This is a genomic window from Paraglaciecola chathamensis S18K6 (genome assembly GCA_000314955.1).
Lineage (GTDB): Bacteria > Pseudomonadota > Gammaproteobacteria > Enterobacterales > Alteromonadaceae > Paraglaciecola > Paraglaciecola chathamensis.
On sequence record BAEM01000059.1, the window covers coordinates 46,854 to 68,095 of the forward strand.

At 44.2% G+C, this 21,242-nt stretch carries 16 protein-coding genes; 14 read left to right on the top strand and 2 right to left on the bottom strand.

What is annotated here, in order from left to right:
• Window positions 1–32: 32 nt before the first annotated feature.
• The 5 genes from phoB to GCHA_RS20835 all read left to right on the top strand — a co-directional run bounded on the left by phoB (window position 33) and on the right by GCHA_RS20835 (window position 7,244).
• Window positions 33–722, top strand: a complete 690-nt coding sequence (gene phoB, locus GCHA_RS20815; RefSeq protein WP_006991307.1) for a phosphate regulon transcriptional regulator PhoB — start codon at window positions 33–35, stop codon at window positions 720–722.
• 61 nt (window positions 723–783) lie between these two features.
• Window positions 784–2,094, top strand: coding sequence for a phosphate regulon sensor histidine kinase PhoR (gene phoR / locus GCHA_RS20820; RefSeq protein ID WP_007991887.1), 1,311 nt, complete (start codon window positions 784–786; stop codon window positions 2,092–2,094).
• A 293-nt stretch (window positions 2,095–2,387) separates the two neighbouring features.
• Window positions 2,388–3,992: a beta-helix domain-containing protein gene (locus GCHA_RS20825; RefSeq protein ID WP_007991889.1), complete on the top strand. Its 1,605-nt coding sequence runs from the start codon at window positions 2,388–2,390 to the stop codon at window positions 3,990–3,992.
• Window positions 3,993–4,060: 68 nt separating this feature from the next.
• Window positions 4,061–6,727 (top strand): TonB-dependent receptor domain-containing protein, encoded by a 2,667-nt coding sequence (locus GCHA_RS20830; RefSeq protein WP_007991891.1) that lies wholly within the window; start codon window positions 4,061–4,063, stop codon window positions 6,725–6,727.
• 199 nt (window positions 6,728–6,926) lie between these two features.
• Window positions 6,927–7,244: a hypothetical protein gene (locus tag GCHA_RS20835; RefSeq protein WP_007991894.1), complete on the top strand. Its 318-nt coding sequence runs from the start codon at window positions 6,927–6,929 to the stop codon at window positions 7,242–7,244.
• A gap of 79 nt (window positions 7,245–7,323) precedes the next feature.
• Here GCHA_RS20835 and GCHA_RS20840 read toward each other — a convergent pair whose 3' ends face one another.
• The gene (locus GCHA_RS20840; RefSeq protein WP_039992882.1) at window positions 7,324–8,031 is read right to left on the bottom strand and encodes an alpha/beta fold hydrolase; all 708 of its coding nucleotides are present in this window, start codon (window positions 8,029–8,031) and stop codon (window positions 7,324–7,326) included.
• 211 nt (window positions 8,032–8,242) lie between these two features.
• Between GCHA_RS20840 and GCHA_RS20845 the strand changes: the two genes are divergently transcribed.
• Window positions 8,243–10,252 (top strand): cytochrome c/FTR1 family iron permease, encoded by a 2,010-nt coding sequence (locus GCHA_RS20845; RefSeq protein ID WP_007991896.1) that lies wholly within the window; start codon window positions 8,243–8,245, stop codon window positions 10,250–10,252.
• 102 nt (window positions 10,253–10,354) lie between these two features.
• Here GCHA_RS20845 and GCHA_RS20850 read toward each other — a convergent pair whose 3' ends face one another.
• Window positions 10,355–12,688, bottom strand: a complete 2,334-nt coding sequence (locus tag GCHA_RS20850; RefSeq protein ID WP_007991897.1) for a TonB-dependent receptor — start codon at window positions 12,686–12,688, stop codon at window positions 10,355–10,357.
• A 623-nt stretch (window positions 12,689–13,311) separates the two neighbouring features.
• On the opposite strand from GCHA_RS20850, the gene GCHA_RS20855 reads away from it, so the two are divergent.
• The 8 genes from GCHA_RS20855 (at window position 13,312) to ahpF (ending at window position 21,063) form a co-directional block, all read left to right on the top strand.
• A complete protein-coding gene (locus GCHA_RS20855) occupies window positions 13,312–14,082 on the top strand; it encodes a DUF3450 domain-containing protein (protein ID WP_007991904.1) in 771 nt (256 codons plus the stop codon).
• Between the two features lie 13 nt (window positions 14,083–14,095).
• Complete coding sequence (locus GCHA_RS20860) at window positions 14,096–15,499, top strand: MotA/TolQ/ExbB proton channel family protein (protein WP_007991906.1); 1,404 nt, start codon at window positions 14,096–14,098, stop codon at window positions 15,497–15,499.
• Between the two features lie 11 nt (window positions 15,500–15,510).
• On the top strand, window positions 15,511–16,032 hold the full coding sequence (locus tag GCHA_RS20865; RefSeq protein WP_007991908.1) for a MotA/TolQ/ExbB proton channel family protein: 522 nt from the start codon (window positions 15,511–15,513) through the stop codon (window positions 16,030–16,032).
• A 30-nt stretch (window positions 16,033–16,062) separates the two neighbouring features.
• The gene (locus GCHA_RS20870) at window positions 16,063–16,470 is read left to right on the top strand and encodes an ExbD/TolR family protein (protein WP_007991909.1); all 408 of its coding nucleotides are present in this window, start codon (window positions 16,063–16,065) and stop codon (window positions 16,468–16,470) included.
• Between the two features lie 3 nt (window positions 16,471–16,473).
• Window positions 16,474–17,082, top strand: a complete 609-nt coding sequence (locus GCHA_RS20875) for an energy transducer TonB (RefSeq protein WP_013754512.1) — start codon at window positions 16,474–16,476, stop codon at window positions 17,080–17,082.
• 11 nt (window positions 17,083–17,093) lie between these two features.
• Entirely contained in the window at window positions 17,094–18,437 is a 1,344-nt protein-coding gene (locus GCHA_RS20880; RefSeq protein ID WP_193362844.1) for a tetratricopeptide repeat protein, read from the top strand.
• 343 nt (window positions 18,438–18,780) lie between these two features.
• A complete protein-coding gene (gene ahpC / locus GCHA_RS20885) occupies window positions 18,781–19,350 on the top strand; it encodes an alkyl hydroperoxide reductase subunit C (protein WP_007991913.1) in 570 nt (189 codons plus the stop codon).
• Window positions 19,351–19,470: 120 nt separating this feature from the next.
• Entirely contained in the window at window positions 19,471–21,063 is a 1,593-nt protein-coding gene (gene ahpF, locus GCHA_RS20890; RefSeq protein WP_007991915.1) for an alkyl hydroperoxide reductase subunit F, read from the top strand.
• The last annotated feature ends 179 nt before the right edge of the window (window positions 21,064–21,242 follow it).

The following is a 21,242-nucleotide window of genomic DNA, read 5'->3' on the forward strand; positions in this document are numbered from 1 at the left end:
TTGCGGACTTTGTCATGAACAGGAAATTGAAGATGGCCAAACGAGTATTACTGGTTGAAGATGAAGCGCCAATCAGAGAAATGTTAAAATTTGTCTTAGAGCAATCTGGCTATGAAACGATTGAGGCAGAAGACTTTGATGTCGCCCTAGAAAAGGTCGTTGAACCGTACCCTGATCTTATTTTACTAGATTGGATGTTACCTGGGGGCAGCGGTGTTCAACTAGCAAAGCGTTTAAAGCAGCACGAATTTACCCGGGATATTCCCATTATCATGGTAACAGCCCGTGGTGAAGAAGAAGATAAAGTCCGTGGGCTTGATTCTGGTGCCGATGATTACGTGACAAAACCATTCTCACCCAAAGAGCTAGTGGCTCGTATCAAAGCGGTGATCAGGCGTGTTACTCCTACATCGAGTGACGAGTTAATTGAGTTTAATGGCTTGAAGCTTGATCCGGTTTCTCATCGAGCAACGGCTAATGATGAACCTCTGGACATGGGGCCGACAGAATTTAAATTACTGCATTTCTTTATGTCTCATTCAGAGCGTGTATACAGCCGAGAGCAACTACTCGATAATGTTTGGGGAACAAATGTATACGTAGAAGACAGAACCGTTGATGTACATATTCGGCGTCTGCGCAAGGCCATCTCTCGCTTTGGTCATGATAGTATGATCCAAACGGTACGTGGCTCAGGTTATCGTTTCTCAGTAAAAGTGTAATCTACTCAGGTTATACTTAAACTTCCTTGTTCGTCGGCTGCAAAGGAGAACAGTTGCTGCCATGTACTACCCTTTCTCATGGCTAAGAAGCCTGGGCCGAGTAGCGGCCTATTTTCTAGTGGTTACTTTACTTGGTTGGTATTTTTCTGAACTGAGTATTGCGATTGCTATTGGAGCCTTATTGCTCTTAGCTGGCCATTATTGGAATATATATCGCCTAAACCATTGGCTGTGGCAGAGTAAAAAAATTACTCCGCCTAAGGTTAATGGTGTATGGGAGCATATTTATGATGGCATCTATACGCTGCAGCGTCGTAATCGAGCCAAACGCAAAGAACTTGGGTTATTAGTAAAGCGCTTCCGCGAAGGATCTGAAGCCCTACCTGATGCCGCCGTTGTAGTTGATGCAAACGCGGCGATTATTTGGTGTAACCGTCTGGCGCGTATTGAGCTGGGCCTGCGTTGGCCTGACGACGCAGGTCGCAGAATTTACAATTTGGTACGCCACCCGCAGTTTATCGAGTTTTATCATAAAAAAGATTACGAAAAGCCAATCGAAGTGCCTTCTCCGGTCAATGATCAACGTATTCTTGAATATCGCATCATGCCTTATGGTGATCAGCATTTACTTCTGCTGATCAGAGATGTCACCAAGCTGACGCAAATAGAAAAAATGCGCAAAGATTTCGTGGCGAATGTGTCACATGAGTTACGCACGCCTTTAACGGTTATCAATGGCTATTTGGAAACCTTGCCAGGGGCTACGAATATTCCAGAAGCCTTTTTGGCCAAAGCGTTTGAAGAAATGCGTTCTCAATCCACACGTATGCAATGCTTGATTGAAGAGTTATTAGTGCTTTCTAGAATTGAAGCTAGCAACGAGCGCACAACCGAAAACATTGTCGATGTGCCACAAATTCTCAACACCATAAAAATTGAGGCCGATACCCTCAACAGTGCTAAGCAGCACACCATAAGCATGGATGTAGATCCGAACCTGCAGGTTTATGGCGTGGAAACTGAACTGCGCAGTGCTTTTTCTAATTTATTGTTTAACGCCATCCACTACACACAAGAACAAGGCAAAATACACGTTCAGTGGAAGTTAGTTGATGGTCAAGCCACCTATTTAGTCACAGACAATGGCTATGGTATTGAAGCGAAACATCTGGGACGGCTAACAGAACGTTTTTATCGAGTTGATAAAGCCCGCTCACGTAAAACCGGTGGTTCGGGGTTGGGGCTGTCCATTGTTAAACATGTTCTCAATCACCACAATTCACGGTTACGTATAAAGAGTAAAGTGGGTGAGGGCAGTGAGTTCTCGTTCGCATTTTCTCACGAGTTATCCATCAAGCAGACCAAGGTTTAAACCAACTCCATTAATAATTAGTCACTCAGCAACTATTTAATGGAATTGGTATTAAACCTCTCACCCGGTAACTTTACATGCCACCTTTGCGCTAGAACAATGCTAGTGTATTGAAATTAAACATTTTTTGAGAATATTTCTATTCATTCCCTCGGTCATGGAATTTTATCCATGACACTTTTGTTAAACTTTTCTGACAGTTTTTATATGTAACAAAAATGTCACTGAGCTCCGGTAATCTTCGTGCAAATTTTAAAACACATTAAAAAAACACTCGTTTATCGGAGAACATCATGGAACTTAAGAATCTTTTCAAAGCATCTGCAGTAGCAACTGCTTTATTACTAGCTGGCTGTGGTGGTGATATTAAAGTCACGCCAACTGTTATTGATAACAGTGTTGACAACAGTGTGACTAACCCAACTACGGGTGGCGGGGACTCAGGTTCAACTAATGTGTGTGCATCTTACGAAAATACAAGCGGTGAAACTGTTCAAGGTTCATACGACGGCACTGATTGTACGTATAACACTGCATTCGTAAGCGCAAGCAACCCTATTACTACAGACGTAACCCTAACTGATTTGAGTAATGACGGTGTTCACTTGTTCTTAGGCTCACTTGTGATGGGTGAAGGCTGTAACAATGAAAGTGATTCTTGTTCTATCGACACAGATGGCCCAACGTTAACCGTAGATGCGGGTGCTGATGTTGCATTTAACCAAACAACGTCTTTCATTCTGATCAATCGCGGCGCGAACATTGAAGCAGAAGGTACGTACGCTGACCCAATCACCTTTACTTCAAGCAATGCATACGCTCGCCTTGACGCAGTAGGCAGTGGTCCTCAATACCAAGATTGGGGCGGCATTATGATTGATGGTTTGGGCATTACCGATCAATGTACAGATGCGCAACGCGCTGCAGCAACATGTAATGCTGTTAGTGAAGGCGTAACCAGCTTCTACGGCGGAAATGACAACACTGATAACAGTGGCACACTTAAATTCGTGAAAATTCATTACGCTGGAGGCTTACCTTCAGGTGCTGAAGCCGGTAATGACTTGAACTCTTTAAGCTTATTCGCTGTAGGATCAGGTACTGAAATCGATTATATCGATATTTACCAAGGATACGACGACGGTATCGAATTCTTCGGTGGCGCAGTAGACATTAAGCACATTGTTATCACTGATACCCAAGATGATAGCTTGGACATCGATGCCGGTTGGCAGGGTCGTGCACAGTACGTGTTGATTAAGCAAGGCACTGTGGTAAATAACAGTGGTGAAACTGTGAGTATGGGTAACGGTGGTTTTGAGTCTGATGGTGTTAAAGGTGAATCATCAGCAGAAGCGCCAGCATCAGCTCCGGTACTTGCTAACGTAACGGTTATTACCACTGATGGTATCTCTGTACGTGACGGTGACCCTTCAATTGCCATGAAGCTAGATGACATGATTTCTGCTACTTGGTACAACACTTTATTAGTTAAACCAGTTGCGACACAAACTTGGTGTATTAACTACAGTGGTGATGCTGCAGAAGTTATCGTAAATGGCTCAGCTTCTATTCATAACTCTGTTGCTGCATGTGCTCAATTGGCTAATGCTGGCAGTGAAACAGTTACCTCTGGTTCTGATTCAACCACAGTACAAGAATGGTTCGAAGCAAACTCAAGTGAAGTGGTAGGCGGAAACGCTGACGTACTTGCGGCAAACGGCTTTGCAACATTAACCACCAGCACAGACATCACTATTTCTGCATTTGATGCCTCTACGCTAGATGCGTTCTTTGAAGCAACTGACTTCATCGGCGCAATTTCTGACACTGATACAACTTCTGATTGGTATAACTGGGCTAACGATGCGTTTGTAAACGCAGCAGCCGACGAGTAACCAATTTTGTATTAGATTAATAGGCGCCTAGTTGCGCCTATTTTTTGATTTATAGCTAGGAGTTAAAGGTGAGTAATCAATACAAACTTAAAAAAGTCGCCTACTCGGTAGGACTGGGACTTTTGGTTAGTGCAGGGTCAACCTTCGCACAAGAAAGTCAGGTCATGGAAGAAGTCGTAGCAACAGGCTCTCGACTTCAAGGAACGGCCGCTGCCGTTATCGAAGAGCGTAAAAATCAAGCCTTCGTTGCGGACATATTAGGCTCAGAGCAAATTTCACGTACTGGTGATAGTGATGCGGCCTCGGCGCTTCGCCGCGTAACAGGTTTAACGTTGGTAGACGGCAAGTTTATTTATGTGCGCGGTCTTGGCCAGCGTTATTCAAGCGCACGCTTGAACGGTGCCAGTATCCCAAGCCCAGATTTAACCCGTAACGTTATCCCGTTGGATATTTTTCCAGCAAACGTTATCGAAAGTCTCTCTGTGCAGAAAGCCTATTCACCGAATATGCCGGCCGCTTTTGGCGGGGGGAACGTTGATATTCGTACCAAAGCAATACCGACAGAGTTTGTCGCGGGTATTCAAGTGGCTGTCGAGGGTAACACTAATAACTCTGACGGTTATACCTACAACCGCGATGAAAATGGTATTCCTCAAGCATTAACCGATGCGATACCGCAATACCGCGGAAACTTTGGTTTAGCGAGTATTATTAGTCAAGACAATTTGGTTAGTGGGGATACTACTGCAGCAGACCAAGCGAGCGCGGTCAACAAAACCTTAGCCAAGTCTCTGCCACGTAACTTGGCACTAAAAGACGAGTCTTTAGACCCGAACTATTCAGCTCAGGCGTTTATTGGCAACAGTTTTGATGAAGAGTATTTCGGTGGCCAAATCGGCTTTTTGGCCTCACTGGCGTATGACAATAAGTGGACGTATTCAGATCGCTCAAATGCGGTAACAAGTGCAACGCCTGTTGACAATTGCTCCACTGAACTAGCCACTGCTGATGATATCCTAAATACCTGTTACGACACATACGCTGAATCTGAAATGACGACTGAAGAAGAGCGTGTAAACGGATTGTTCAGTGTTGGCTACAAGCTAGATACACATAGTATTAGCTACACCAAAATTTATATCGAAGATAATGAAGACGAGTCTGAAATTTCAATTTTCCAGAACCCAAGTCAAAATATCTCGATCGCAGCTGATAATGAAGCGGATCGCACACATAGCTTCGTGTATGAAGAGCGAACGCTTGATGTCGACCAATTCCGTGGACAACACACCTTTTTGGATTACATGGGTGTAGGGGTTGATTGGCAATACACAGAATCTAGAGCCGAAACAGAAAACCCGTTAAATGTACAGTATGAGTTCACTGATACATTCGACAACGGTACTTATACTGGGTCTCTGATTGATGGAGCCCAAGGGCGAGCTAACTATCAGTTTGTTGACATGGAAGATAACATGAAGTCTTGGGGCGGTAATGTAACGCTGCCTTTGACTTTCAAAAATTTGGAAGTGGAACTTAAGGGCGGCTGGGACTTTATTGACCGTGCTAGAATTTACACGACCTCGAGTTTCTTCTTGGATAACAACCGTTCTACCACGTTAGTGAATGACGACATATCAAATGTTTTATCGATAACCAATTATTTAACCGACGAGTTTATCGATGACAATATGTTGATTAGCTTTAACGAGCCTATCGCTCCTGAAGCCGATGATTATTTGGCTGCTCAGAAGATTGATGCCGGCTATGCTGCTTTTGATGTCTTCTATAAAGGTATTTGGCGGATCAGTGGTGGTTTGCGTTATGAGGCATTTAAGCAAGTTTCTTTATCGTCATCTAGCTTGATCTTTACCGAAGAAGATTTAAATAATTTCTACAGCGAAGACGATATTCTTAATGGAACAGTGAACGACGATGATTTCTATCCAGCGCTTAGCTTGACGTATATTGGCGGCGACGATTATCAGCTTCGTTTTGGTTACGGTGAAACGGTCGTTCGCCCAGATTTGCGAGAAGTTGTGCCGGTAGCCTACGATGATCCACTAACGGATATTCGTACCTTTGGTAACGCAACGCTAAGTTCAACCACGTTGAAAAACTACGATTTACGTTATGAATTGTATTTCGACGATGGTGACAACCTCGCATTTTCTGCTTTCTACAAAGATATTACTAACCCAATTGAAACCACGCTAAGTGTGGGTGATGCAAGCTATACGGCAAACTTCACCAATGGCGACACTGGTGAAGTGTATGGTGTTGAAGCAGAATGGTTGTATGACTTAAGCTGGGTATCAGATGGCTTCTTTACTTCTGGTAATATCACATTAAGTGACTCAGAGGTAGTTGTTGATGCGGCCTCAGCGGGCAACTTAACCAATACTGAAAAACGCATGACAGGCCATTCTCAGTATGTGGTGAACATGCAGCTTAGTTATGATTCTGCAAATGGTAACCACAGTGGTTCATTAGTGTATAACGTCTTTGGTGAGCGAATTATTGCTTCGGGTATCAATGGGCGTGAAGACGCTTATGAACAGCCATTTAATTCGCTTGATGCCACTTACTCTTATTTCCCTGATTTTAATACTACTGTCAAATTGACCTTAAAAAATCTGTTAGGTGAAGATCAAGAAGTAACGCAAGACGGAATCGATGTACGCACCCGTTCTATTGGTACCACAGTTAAGTTGAGCTACCGGTACGATTTCTAGTATCGATATATCACTTAAATTCATTGCTATTAAAAGCCAACCTTAAACGGTTGGCTTTTTTGCTTTTTAGCCGTTCCAGTTACATTGTGAAATAAAAGTGCTAATAAAAATTCATAGGAGTGTCACCATAACTTTAAGGTAAATAATTTAACCTTTATGTGCTGGCGAATTGGTCGTCAGTTTAAAAAGGAGACGAGTTATGAAATTAAAAATTGCTGTTTGCCTTATGTTGGGGTCTTTGTCAGTTAATGCACTTGCCGCAACAACTTACCATTACCCAAAATCCACTAATCAGTACGGTCAACTAGACTATATTTTTGTCACTGCCACCAATGGCAGCGGCTTCTGCGAAGAAAAAAAACAGACTTACTCCAAAATTATTGCTGGGGAAATGTTTTGCGGGGAAGACGAGTCATCTTACAACGAATTTGATTGGAGCAGCAAAACATGGGTTTCCAAATCCACCGGAAGTAAGAATCAGTGTTACCCCATATTCAAACAAATTACCTGTAGCTAATGTCAATATAACGCTCGTATCAAGCCACCGCTAGGTGCGGTGGCTTTCCTCGGTGACTTTTTTGTCCGAGACCTGAACCCTATTGAATTAATTGGTACTGTTTCACCGCAGTATCGGTTTGCAAACCAAAATGCCCAAGCGCGTAACTGAACGTCGCATCTTCGTTTGCGATGCGACTACTGTGCACGCCGCCCACCGTGCAACTGCCCGTTGCACACACTATTTGGTCTAAATAGCTTTTAATCGAATACACTTTAGATGCTAATGGTACGTTGTAAATACTGTCTAAAAAGGGGCTGTTAACAGATAAACCGGCAGAGCCACATGTAGAACTCCACACATTAAAGGGGTAGTAACCACAGCATTTTAGACCTAAAAACGCCCCTGCAATGCCCACAAAAGTATCTACTTGATTTGCCACGGCAAGTTTATCAATCTGCTGCGCGGCTAATGTGGCGCCCATTGAATGACTAATCACATCAATTTTCCCTGTACAGGATGAGGCTAGGGCGCTTTGAATCGCTTGGCGCACAGGCGTTTCTTCACTGCCGCTGTGGTTATTGCAAGCCGCGCAGCTCTTCGATCCCCAGTCTGGGCGGTATATGTCGCTGGTGGAATAACCATTAGCTAACAGATGATCATAGGTGTTATCCCAACTGGCTGGCGTGGCCGTATTGCCATGGACCAACACCACTGCATCTTTGCAGGCTAGCGCTTGCAAAGGCAGAGCTAAACACATTAATAGTGCTAGCATTCGTATTTTGTAACATTCTTTTATTGTTTTCATACTGTCCTCTTTCGTTATTTTTGTAAGTGACAGCAGTGAATATAGGGCGTGCAGGGCAACTCAAACATAGTACTTTAGCACTGTGCGGCGAGAGCACTTAGCGTTGATTACGCAACGACTTAAAAGTAAAATAATAACTATTCTCATTTGTTAACTGTGGGCGTTTGACCAATGCTCACTCACGTAATTGCCCTCAGGTTAAGGTTATATCTTGTATTCTTCATTAAATTTCTCACGTTTATCTCGATTGCTTGTCAGTTGCGTAGGTAAAAAAATCATCAGTCATACTGCCGCCGTTTTGGCACTTGGCATAATGACGTTCTCAAGTTTTGCACAAACGACCACCTCTATTGATGTGGTGACGCAGAGCCGGCAAATTTTGCAAATGGCTGAATACATAGGCGTTGATTATTCTGAAGCTGTGGTTGATGGCGAAATCGCTAGCGAAGATGAGTTTGCTGAAATGCAACAGTTTGCCAAACTGATTTTGCAAAAAGGCGAAGTCATCGAAAGTGCCGCTGCGCCAGGCTTTGATTTGAGCAAAACATCAGTATTAGCGAATGCCAGGGCATTGCAGCAAGCCATTCTTGCTAAAGCCAGCATGGGAGAAATACAGAGCCTTACCCTACAAATTCGTCAAGAACTGTTAGCCATATCACCCGCATTGAAACTACCGTCTCGCTTATTACCCCAAGCGCAGGTAGATACCTTGTTCGCGGAAAATTGCGCAGCATGTCATGGCCCCGCAGGCAAAGGTGACGGCCCTTTGGCGAAAAACTTCAGCCCTCAGCCAACCGATTTCACTGAGATAGAACGCGCGCAAAATCGTTCGTTGTTAGGATTATACGATGCGATTAGCGCCGGGCTTGATGACACAGCCATGCGTGCATTTACCGAACTGAGTGATCAACAGCGCTGGTCTTTGGCGTTTTATGTAGGCAGCTTGGCTTTTACTCAAAGCACTGATGATTCGACGAGTGCTGGCCCGCCAAGCTTAGAGTTACAAGCTTGGATCAACAATAATCCATTACAGGTTTCGGCACAAAATAGCGATATAAGTCAAAAGCAAGTTGAACAATGGCGTGCGTCTCCAGAGGTGTTTTTTGAGCAAGGCGACTCTCCTATCTCGACTGCCAAAAATAACCTGATTGCAGCAGTAACCGCATACAACGCTGGTGACCTAGGCCAAGCACAGACCCTTGCTGTGAGCGCCTATCTTGATGGCTTTGAATTAATCGAGAATAACCTTGACGCGCGAGATAGTGGTTTACGTAAGTCGGTAGAAAAACAGCTATTGAACTTTCGTAACGTTCTCAGCATTGAAGGCAATGAAGAGCAGGTTCAGGCTGAATCTGCACAGATATTGCAACAGTTAGAGCAGGTTGATAGCACGCTGACCGGCGCTGTGTTGTCAAATAACGCGATGTTTTCTGCTTCATTAATCATTCTATTACGTGAAGGTCTAGAAGCGCTATTAATCGTATTAGCGCTGATCACGGTATTGATAAAAACCCAACGCCAAGATGCCATTCGTTATGTGCACTTTGGCTGGGCATCAGCACTTATTGCTGGTGGAGTGACTTGGTGGGTGGCTGAAAACCTCATTACGATCAGCGGTGCATCAAGAGAGCTGATGGAAGGCGGTGCTGCCTTACTCGCCGCAGGTATATTGTTTTATGTCGGCTACTGGATGCACAGTAAAACGCAGGCCGCTGTTTGGCAGCAGTACATTCAAAATAACGTTGAGCGACATTTAAGTAAGGGGACCTTATGGGGCCTTACCGGATTAGCTTTTATCTCTGTGTATCGTGAAGTATTCGAAACGATATTGTTTTATCAGTCATTACTGACCCAATCGGCAGGGGATGGCAGTCAGGTAAGCTTTCTGTGGTATGGATTACTCGCCGCTATCGCGATATTAGTCATCATCACTTGGTTAATGCTTAAATACTCGGTGAAATTGCCTATTGGACGCTTCTTCGCATTGAGCGCGTACTTTATGTTAATTCTAGCTTTTGTGTTAGCTGGCAAAGGGATATCCGCTTTACAAGAAGCAGCCGTCATTGCTATTACGCCGTTCCCACTGGATATATCGGTTAGCTGGTTAGGGATTTCTGCCACATGGCAAGGGATAATGATCCAAGGCGTGATTTTGCTGTTATTCATCTACATGTTTTCTCGTCAATCAAACGAGACTGATAACGAGACAATAGCGAAATAATTTTTGTAACTAGACTGATGTCCAGACATAAAAAAGGCAGATGTAATATCTGCCTTTTGCTTATTTGGCCTAAGTCATTAGGCCGTTGTTTCGTTTAGCGGTTTAGTAAAAACTTACTTTCGCTTCAATACCGAATATGCGTGGTTGATTCACGATACCGGTTAAGTTGTTAAAGTCGACAGCACCTTTAACATTTTCTTCATCGGTGATGTTTCGGCCGAATAAAGCAACTGTGTAGTTGTGCTCGAAGTTTTCATAACCAATGCGCAAACCACCTTCTACATTGCCATCAGTTTGAAACTCAACAGACTCGTACAAGAACAAGTTAGTCTCGCCTTGGTATGCCCAATCCGTAAACGCGAAGAACTCGCCGTCGTTACCCACAGGCACTGCGTAACGAGCGGTGAAGGTAAAGATAGTTTCAGGTGCTTGCGGGAAAGGGTTCCCATCGATCACAGCGTTAAACCCGTTCGGACGAGGGTCAAGTACAGTACAGTTACCGGTTGAGCCAAACGCTTCATTCGTGCCACAGGGCAACAAGGTTAATGAGTCGTCTTTAATTTCGGTTTTGTTGTAGCTGTAGCCGGCTGTTAGGGTTAGGTAATCACTAGCAACATATTGCGCATCAATTTCAAACCCGTAACCGACACCCTTATCTGCATTTACCAGTGCAACATTGTTTGCGCCACCGCCAATGGCAGAGAACTGCATATCATCAATCTGGTAATAAAAAGTCGCTGCATTTAGGCGTAAAGTGTTGTCTAACAAGTCAGATTTGAAACCAAACTCGATTGAGTTAATAGTTTCAGCGTCAGCTACTGACGGTGCGCCTTCAAACGCGACATCACGGCCTTGTATAGACTGCGCTCTAAAGCCATTGGCTAAACGAGCAAATACGGACGTATCGCCGTTAATTTTGTAGTTTGCGCTTAACTCCCAGCTAATCTGACCATCGTCAACATCGATGTCTTCGTAATCTTGAACGCTTGCATCACCAGTCACCAGGGCAAAACCATTTACATTTTGCTCACCAACGCGAAGCGATTTTTCGTCATAGGTATAACGTATTCCACCCGTAACATTTAAACGCTCATTGACTTCATAAGTCGTTTGACCAAACACGGCCCAAGTGGTGTTTTCATGGAATACTGTGGTTGCACCAAAGTAACCGTCAATACTGGTCACATTGAATGACGAATCATAGTAAAAGGCACCCGTTTGCCAGCTTAAGGCGTCATCGGTTTCACTGGCAAAGCGGATCTCTTGAGTAAACTGCTCTAAGTCGTCTAGGTTATCCTGGGTAACGGCACTAAAGCCGATTGCGCCAGGGAAAGTTAGCACATCTTCAAAACCTGAATTGAAGTTTGCTGACGTTAATCCATCAGGTACCGGTGTGGTTAAATCATTGGTGTAAACACCACCATCAATATCGCCCAAGCTTGAGCCTTCGGCTTCTTCATAGGCAGTGATAGAGGTAATTGACATGTTTTCTAAGCCAAACTCTAGCTTTAATGACGCACCATAGTTTTCGTATTCTTGTGGGTTATTATCAGCACCATCACCATCGATATCTCCGTCGTAATAGACTGTATCGCGGTCAAAGTTTTGATTTAAATCATTGCTGCCCTTGGTGAACACGTTGGCACGAAATACCGAAGCAGTGCCGTCTAGTTCACGGCCATGAACGTTTAATAAAGCAGAGAAATCTTCAGATGGGGTATATAATAACTGCCCACGCCACGCTTTTTCGTCAAAGCCGCCAAGGGCGTCTTTTTCACCGGTAAAGCCATTGTCAATCCAGTCGTCACGATCTTGTGATAATACAGAGAAACGACCTGATAAGTCTTCGGCCAAACCGCCGCCAACAGCACCTTCAAAGTTCAATGTGCCTAGGTTACCTACGCTCATTTTGGCATAAGCATCAAAATCTTCGGTCGGTTTAGCGGTGTCAAACTTGACGATACCTGCTGTGGTGTTGCGGCCGAACAAGGTACCTTGTGGCCCGCGAATAACTTCTACTTGTTCTACATCGAACAAGGGAAAGCTTTTTAAAATGACGTTTTCTTTAACCACATCATCCATCACGATGGAAACAGGCTGTGAAGCGGCTAAATCGAAATCGGTATTGCCTAAACCACGAATGTAGAAACGTGGGGCCACTCGGCCATTAGACGATTCGGCGTACAAGCCTGGTACTCGCACTGCTAGGGCGAGAATGTCATCACCACCGGAAAATATGCTTTCAAAGCGCTCACCGTTTAAGGTCGCGATTGAAATCGGTACTTCTTGAATACTTTGCGTACGTTTTTGCGCTGTAACCGTGATTTGCTCTAGGCCTTTCTCTTTTGTTGCTGGCGCTTCCTGCGCGTTAAGAGTTTGGCTAAATAGAGCACCTTGGATACAGACGGCTAATGCTGCTTTATGAAAATTGGTCATTGTGTCACCGCTAGTAAATGTGTGGTTATAGTAAATGCATGGTTATCGAAACATGTCGTTCTACGATTGTATCATCGCATTTTTTCGCTAAGCGAAGTTCTAATCTTTAGTCTAATCAATTGCTTGAATATTGCACGTCGAAGAGCAGAGCTCATGATGACAATGTTCATGCAAAGGCACTACAAGATGGCTGCGTATTGTGCCTTTGTAACGAAACAATGTCTCGTAAATTGTGTGAATTAGGGGAACACATTGCTGTCATATTTGCGTTGCATTTGATTATTTAGGCGTGCTAGCACCACGCTTTAGCATAAAACCCTGCCTTATAAAATTGTTCAGATACAGCCAAAAGCTATTCGTCTAAAAAAGCAAAACCGAGCGCTAATTCAAGAAAACACTGAAGTTTATGCTTTAACTGATGACCAGAGTTGCCACTTCGCATGCGGGCAAACCGCGCCATGACTCCGTGTAACATTAATGAAATATTACTGTCATTTATACGTCACATAGCTGTAATAAAAATGCCACGACTAACCCCTATCCTTGCGCAAATTCTTAATGAAATTGGCTAATCCGCAAGGTTTAGACTATTTCGCCATTTCCTTCAAATAGGGTTTGAGTACATGAAGTCTACCACTACGTTATCAGCCAGCTTACTCAGTGTAAGTTTGCTTTTATCTGCATCTGGCTACGCCCAGGAAGATGCATACCTGAAGCCAGCTGTTGAAAAAGCGACAGAAATCAATGACTCGGCTGCTAACTCTCAGAAAAAAATCAATAAGATCAATGATCAGATTGATAATAAATTGCAGCAGTTCAAAGCCATTAACAAAGAGACTGAAGGCTTAGAGGTTTATAACACTCAGCTACGCAAGCAAATTGAGAATCAAGTGCAGGAAATGGCTGACCTTAATGCTGCAATCGATGACGTAAGTGTTATTGAACGTCAAATCACGCCGTTAATGATGCGCATGATTGATGGCCTTGAGCAGTTTATCGCCCTTGACGTGCCTTTCTTAGCGCAAGAGCGTGCCAATCGTATCGCTGGTTTGAAAAGCATGATGGACAAAGCAGATGTTGCCCCATCAGAAAAATTCCGCCGCGTGATGGAAGCTTACCAAGTGGAAATGGATTACGGACGCACCCTTGAAGCCTATGCCGGTTTACAAAACATCGACGGCCAAGAGCGCAACGTAGACTTTTTACGCGTTGGTCGTACCGCGTTGATATACCAAACGCGTGACGCAAGCATGCAAGGTATGTGGAACGCACAAACACGCCAGTGGGATGCGCTACCGTCAAGTTACCGCACTCAAGTGACTAAAGGCCTGCGTATGGCCAAAAAACAAATGGCACCAGATCTACTGATGTTGCCTGTAGCGATCACAGATTAAGAGCACGATGAAGATGAATCAATTAGTTAAAAATATCGCACTTACGTTGTTCGTTACATTAACGGCAACCACAGCCATGGCCGCTGATCCTTTGCCAAAGAAAGAGTCTGCCCTAGATTTAGACGCACTTCTTAAGCAGTTAGAGGAAGGTAAATTCCAACAGACGACGCAAAACAATGAACGTGAAAAAGAGTTTATTGCCAAGCGTGCTGAACAAGATCAAATGTTACGCAACGCGGCGAAAGCACGTGATGCCGCATTACAAACATCTGAAAACTTAGAAACGACGTTTGAAGAAAATGAATTTAAACTGGGTGACTTGAACGATGCGCTAACCAAGCGTTTAGGTTCACTAAAAGAATTGTTTGGTGTACTTCAGCAAGTGGCTGGTGATACGAAAAGCAAATTCTTTAACTCAGTTATATCTGCGCAAATACCTAACCGTGCAGAGTTCTTAGACGAAATGGCGCAATCTATGGGCTCAAGCTCAAAACTTGCTTCGATTGATGAAATAGAGCGCGTTTGGTTTGAAATGCAGCGCGAAATGACCGAATCGGGCAAAGTGACGCGTTTCACTACTGATGTAGTTGAAGCTGGCGGCGCTAAAGTAAGCAAAGAAGTGATTCGTGTTGGTACATTCGCTTTAGTCGCTGACGGTAAGTATCTTGATTATGAAGGTTCAACTAACTCATTAGGTGAGTTAATCCGTCAACCTGCAGGTCGTTACACAGCAAGCGCTGAAGCGCTTCAAGCGTCTAACGGTGAACTTGTTGAGTTCGGTTTAGACCCAACAGGTGGTTCTATTCTTAAATTGTTGGTGCAAGCACCAAGCTTAAAAGAGCGTGTTGAACAAGGTGGTTTAGTGGGTTACATCATCCTTATTGTTGGCGCGATTGGTTTGTTGCTAGCCTTAGAGCGTCTTATCAGCTTGACCATAATCAAAACCAAAGTGAACAAGCAGCTTAAGTCTGACAAGTTCACCTCAAACAACCCTCTTGGTCGTGTTATGCAAGTACGTGACAAGTACCCAGAAGCGGATACAGAATCACTTGAATTGCACCTAACCGAAGCAATTCTAGGTGAAATTCCTAAACTGTCACGCAACCTGACCATCATTAAGATTATCTCTGTTGTCGCACCGCTTATGGGTCTATTAGGTACGGTAACCGGTATGATTAACACCTTCCAAGCAATTACCTTGTTCGGAACAGGTGACCCTAAATTAATGGCGGGCGGTATCTCTACTGCGTTGGTAACAACTGTACTTGGTTTGGTTGTAGCCATCCCGATGACATTACTCTACGCAATGCTAAACACACGCTCTAAAGACGTGGTATTTATTCTACAAGAGCAAGCGTCAGGCGTGATTGCTGAACGCGCTGAGCGTATGGAAGCAAAGTCAACTCCAAGCGCCTAAGGTAATTAGCTATGTTGGAATTTTTCGAAGCAATACGTGATTTTACTGAAACAGGTGGCCAAGTTCTCTTGGTCATCGGGTTTCTCATATTCGTCATGTGGTTGCTAATCCTTGAACGAGCGTTGTACGTGTTTATCTGGCACAAGGCATATAAGAAAGAAACCATTGCTGCCTGGAATGCCCGTACTGACCGCCGTTCATGGAATGCAGAGCAGATACGCCAAGCGATGATTTCACGGGTTAGCCTGCGCTTAGGTGCTGGTATTCCGATCATTCAAGCGCTGGTGGCTTTATGTCCTTTACTGGGTTTAATGGGAACCGTCACTGGTATGATTGAAGTGTTTGACGTTATGGCCATTTCTGGCTCAGGGAATGCGCGTTCAATGGCATCAGGTGTTTCAAAAGCAACCATTCCTACCATGGCTGGTATGGTCGGCGCACTATCTGGGGTATTTGCCTCAACATGGTTGGCCCGCACCACGAAATCAGAACGTACGCATCTAGAAGACGCATTGACAATAGAGCGCAAGTAGCCTGCCTGCTGCGCCTTAGAAGAGACAGTTATGAAACAACATTTTCAAAATATGATGGATGAAGAAGAAGCAGCAATCGACATGACGCCGATGCTAGACGTGGTATTTATCATGTTGATCTTCTTCATCGTAACCGCATCTTTCGTAAAAGAAGCAGGTATCGATGTGAACCGTCCAGAAGCGGCCACGGCAGTTAAGAAAGACCGCGCGAATATACTTGTCGCAATCAGTGACAAAGGCGAGATCTGGATCAACAAGCGTAAAATCGATGTCCGTGCGGTACAAGCTAACATCGAGCGTCTTCATGCTGAAAACCCACAAGGTACAGTGGTAATTCAGGCAGACAAGAAAGCTACCACTGAAACCTTAATTAAGGTTATGGATGCGTCTCGTGCTGCAGGTATTACTGATGTTTCTATTGCAGCTCAAGAGCCCTAGATCATGCCTAGATTCCTGATAGCAATAATTCTGTCAGCCATTGTGACTTTGAGCTTGTTCTTCGTCATGCAATCGCTGATTAAAAGCGGCGGCAGCGCGTTGACTGAGCCGCCAAAGGGCAGCGTGCTGGATTTTGTTCGGGTCAAAAAAGAAGAGGCCGCGCAGAAAAAAGATCGTAAACCTAAAAAGCCACCCAAGCCTGAAACACCGCCTCCAGCGATGGAGCAGCCGCAAATGGATTCACCTACGCCAAATGCGGAAGGCAGCGGGTTAGACTTTGGGGCTGACGTAAACGAAGGCTTATCTCTTGACGGTGGTTTAGCGCTAGAGTCAGGCGACGGTGAGTATTTACCGATTGTTAAGGTCGCACCTGTATATCCGCGTCGCGCATTATCAAGAGGCATTGAAGGCTACGTGATTGTTGAATTTACTGTATCTAAGCAAGGGTCGGTTAAAAACCCATTTGTGGTAGACGCACAGCCAGCTGATTTATTCAATCAGGCTGCAATTGACGCCGCGCTTAAATTCAAATACAAACCACGGGTCGTGAACGGTGAGCCAGCAGAAGTCGCTGGCGTGCAAAACCGTATTACTTTCCAGATCGATGGTTAATTGGGGGCATGATGAGAACAAGTAGTAAAAAAAGTAATAATCTATCATGCAAGGTTTTGGGGCTCACCTTATGTGCAGTCGTAGGTCTTGGCTTAAATGTTACGCCTCTGACTATGAAAAGTGCCCAGGCACAAGAAGCAAGTAAGCGTGAAACTCGACGAACACCAGCGCTTAGAGTAAAAGTGTACGACCAGCTTTCACGCTCGCAAAGTTTAGCTGATGAAGGTAAGACTGATGAAGCCCTAGAAGCTTTAGAAAATGTAAAAAGCAAAGCGAGTTCGATGAACAGTTACGAACTTGCCATGATGTACAATTTCTATGGTTTCATATACTACAATGTTGAGCGTTTTGATGAGGCGATCACTGCCTTTGAAACCGTTGTAGAGCAACAGCCTATTCCTGAATCTTTTGAGTTAAGCACATTGTTTAGTTTGGCTCAGTTGCACATGATGCGCGGTAATTTTGACAAAACAGTAGCGTTTTTAGAGCGCTGGGAAACGTTAAATGCAGCGGTCAACCCTAACAGTGAAATACCGGCTAAAAACTATGTGCTTAAAGCGCAGGCTATGTACCAACAAAAGTCCTACGATAAATCGGCGGCTTACATAGAAAAGGCGATAGAGCTCGTTGAAGCCGAAGATGATATCCCTGATGAAAATTGGTACGTACTTCAGCGCGCTGTGTATTACGAATTGAAGCAGTCTGAAAAGGTAAAAGACGTATTGCTAAAACTCGTGAAGCACTTTGATGAGCCTAAGTATTGGGTTCAGCTAGGCGGTATGTACGGCGAGTTAGGTGAAGAGAAAAAGCAGCTAGCCATTCTTGAAACCGCTTACCAACAAGGTTATATCGAAAGCGGTTCTGATATGTTTAACCTTGCACAGCTTTATTATTATCACCAAATGCCCTTTAAAGGCGCACGCTTAATAGAGCAAGGCTTTGAAAGTGGCGCACTTGACAAAAATCTGAAAAATTTGAAGTTTTTGTCACAGTGTTGGGTGTTAGCCAAGGAAAATGAAGAAGCTGTGCCGGTTATGAAAGCGGCGGCTGACTTGTCTGACGACGGTGAACTTGATGCTCAGCTTGGTCAGATTTATCTGAACATGGAAAAGTGGCAGCAAGCGATTACCGCTTCAGAGGCAGCACTAGAAAAGGGCGGTTTGCGCAACGAAGGCACAGTACATTTAGTTAAAGGCATGGCGTTCTTTAATGTCGGGCAGTACAACGATGCGCTGAATGAGCTGGCCGAAGCTGAGAAGTTTAAAAGCAGTAAAGGCATGGCGCAGCAGTGGTCTAAGTTTGTCGAAACGGAAAAAAACAGTGCTGAAAAGCTGACTGTTTCGCTTTCGCAATAGTGACATTGAACGCAGCTAAACAATAAAGGTTTACTCAGAATAATAAAACCTATAATTCTAGCGTGCTGGTCACGCTAGCAGAGAACCTCTCACCGCTCATGTATTATCCATCGGACAATACTGAGCGGTTTTTTGCTTTTAACTGTGCAAAAGTAGCCACTGAATATCGTTGCCATGTCTTATACGAATTCCAATAAATAATTAACCACTCAGCGAGAATTTAAAATCACTTAATCAGAAAAAACGATTTCAATAATCGATTTTAATTAATTTAATTACTTCCCCTACATCCTTATTATTTATTTCGAAGTCACCCGAAACTAACTTAACGAGGAATATCGTAATGACACAATCTCTTATCAATACCAAAGTACTACCTTTTAAAGCAACTGCATTTAAAAACGGTGAGTTCGTTGACGTGTCTGAAAAGGACATCGCAGGTAAATGGGCAATCTTTATGTTTTACCCTGCTGATTTCACATTTGTTTGCCCGACCGAATTAGGCGATCTAGCTGACCATTACGCTAAATTGCAAGAGCTAGGTGTTGAGGTTTACTCAGTATCGACTGACACGCATTTCACCCATAAAGCGTGGCATAGCAGCTCAGATACTATCAACAAAATCGAATTTGCCATGATCGGCGACCCTACTGGCCAAATCACGCGTAATTTCGGTGTCATGATTGAAGAAGATGGTCTTGCACTTCGCGGAACATTTGTAGTTAACCCTGAAGGCGAAATCAAAATTGCTGAAGTTCATGATCTTGGTATCGGCCGTTCTGCAAGCGAACTACTGCGTAAAGTGCAAGCTGCTCAATACGTAGCGAACCACGACGGTGAAGTGTGCCCTGCTGCATGGCAGCCAGGTGAAGAAACATTAACTCCTTCACTTGACCTAGTAGGCAAAATCTAACAGTAGATATTTGTTGAATATGGGCTGGCAGATACTAGCAAGCCAGCCCTTTGTTTTCAGCCGGGTACTAACCGGCTGTTAACCAAGACATCGCCCATCTTCAGTCTATAGGAGTAAGAAATGTTAGACGCAAAATTAAAAGGCCAATTGGCCACCTATTTAGAAAACCTCACCTCACAAGTGGAGTTACGCATAGCTGTTGATGAGCAACATCAAGCAAAGAAATCAGCAGAAATAAGTGACCTTGCCAATGAAATTGCTGAATTATCACCTTTAGTCGATGTAGTAGCACAGACTAAAAGTGATGTAAGAAAACCGTCGATGGAGGTTGTTTCTGTTAAAAACAACACCTCAGTTACGTTTGCAGGTGTACCGATGGGACACGAGTTCACTTCACTTGTGTTGGCACTGTTAAACAGTGGTGGGCACCCGGTAAAAATCAGTGAAGAGCAAGTAGCCGAAATTAAGGCACTCTCTGGTTCTTATCAATTTGAGACATACGTTTCGTTGAGCTGTCAGACCTGCCCTGGGGTAGTGCAAGCATTAAACGTGTTGTCTGTTATCAACCCAAATATTACCAATACCATGATCGATGGCTCTTTATTCCAAGAAGAAGTAAGCCAACGCAATATCATGTCGGTACCCAGTGTGTACCTAAATGGTGAACTGTTTACTCAAGGCGCAGTCACCATAGATAAAATTTTAACTAAAATTGACCCGCAAGCTGGCGCAAAGCAAGCAGAGTCATTAAACGATAAAGCCCCCTACGACATGCTCATTGTCGGTGGCGGCCCAGCTGGTGCGGCAGCGGCAATTTATGCAGCACGAAAAGGTATTCGAACCGGTATTGTTGCCGAAAAATTTGGCGGCCAAGTGACCGATACCATGGCGATTGAAAATTTCATTTCAGTTAAAGCCACTGAAGGGCCAAAGCTAGTTACCGGACTTGAGCAGCACGTTAAAGATTACAACGTGGACATCATGGATAACAACAAAGCGGTGAAGTTATCAAAAGATGGTTTGATCAATATCGAGCTAGAAAACGGTGCGCGGTTATCAAGTAAAACAGTGATGCTAGCGACGGGTGCCAGATGGCGCGAAATGAATGTACCCGGCGAGCAGCAGTATCGTGGTGCAGGTGTCGCATATTGCCCACACTGCGATGGTCCTTTGTTTAAAGGTAAACGTGTTGCAGTTATCGGTGGTGGTAACTCGGGTATCGAAGCTGCGCTTGATTTAGCCAATATTGTTGAACACGTTACCGTACTTGAGTTCGACTCAAAATTACGGGCCGATGATGTTCTACAACGTAAAGCGAAAGCGGCTAAGAATATCGATATTATCTTAAATGCCATGACCACTGAAGTGGTAGGTGATGGCACACGTGTTACCGGTTTAATCTATCAAGACCGAGTAAGCCAAGTTAGCAAAAATGTCGAGCTGGCAGGTATCTTCGTGCAAATTGGCTTGGTGCCAAACAGCGAGTGGCTAAAAGGCGATATCGCCTTAACCGCTCGAGGTGAAATCGAAGTGGGGCAACGAGGTGAAACCTCTATCGAAGGCGTATTTGCCGCTGGAGACGTCACAACGGCGCCGTACAAACAAATTATCATCGCCATGGGTGATGGGGCAAATGCAGCATTAGGCGCATTTGATTATTTACTAAGAGCTCCATCAGCCGAAAGTGCTAATGACAGCGAGCAAGCCGCCTAAAGCGCAGCGAAAACAATTCATTGTGTGACACCCTTTGCCGAGCATATCTAAGATGTGTCTCGGCTTTTTTACTTTTTAATACCCTGCAGTTTCCTTGTATTTTTACGCAGTTTTATTTCTCTCTTATGAAAACAACTGAAATGTAAACTTAGTGTTAATTATTTATTATGCTTTATGTG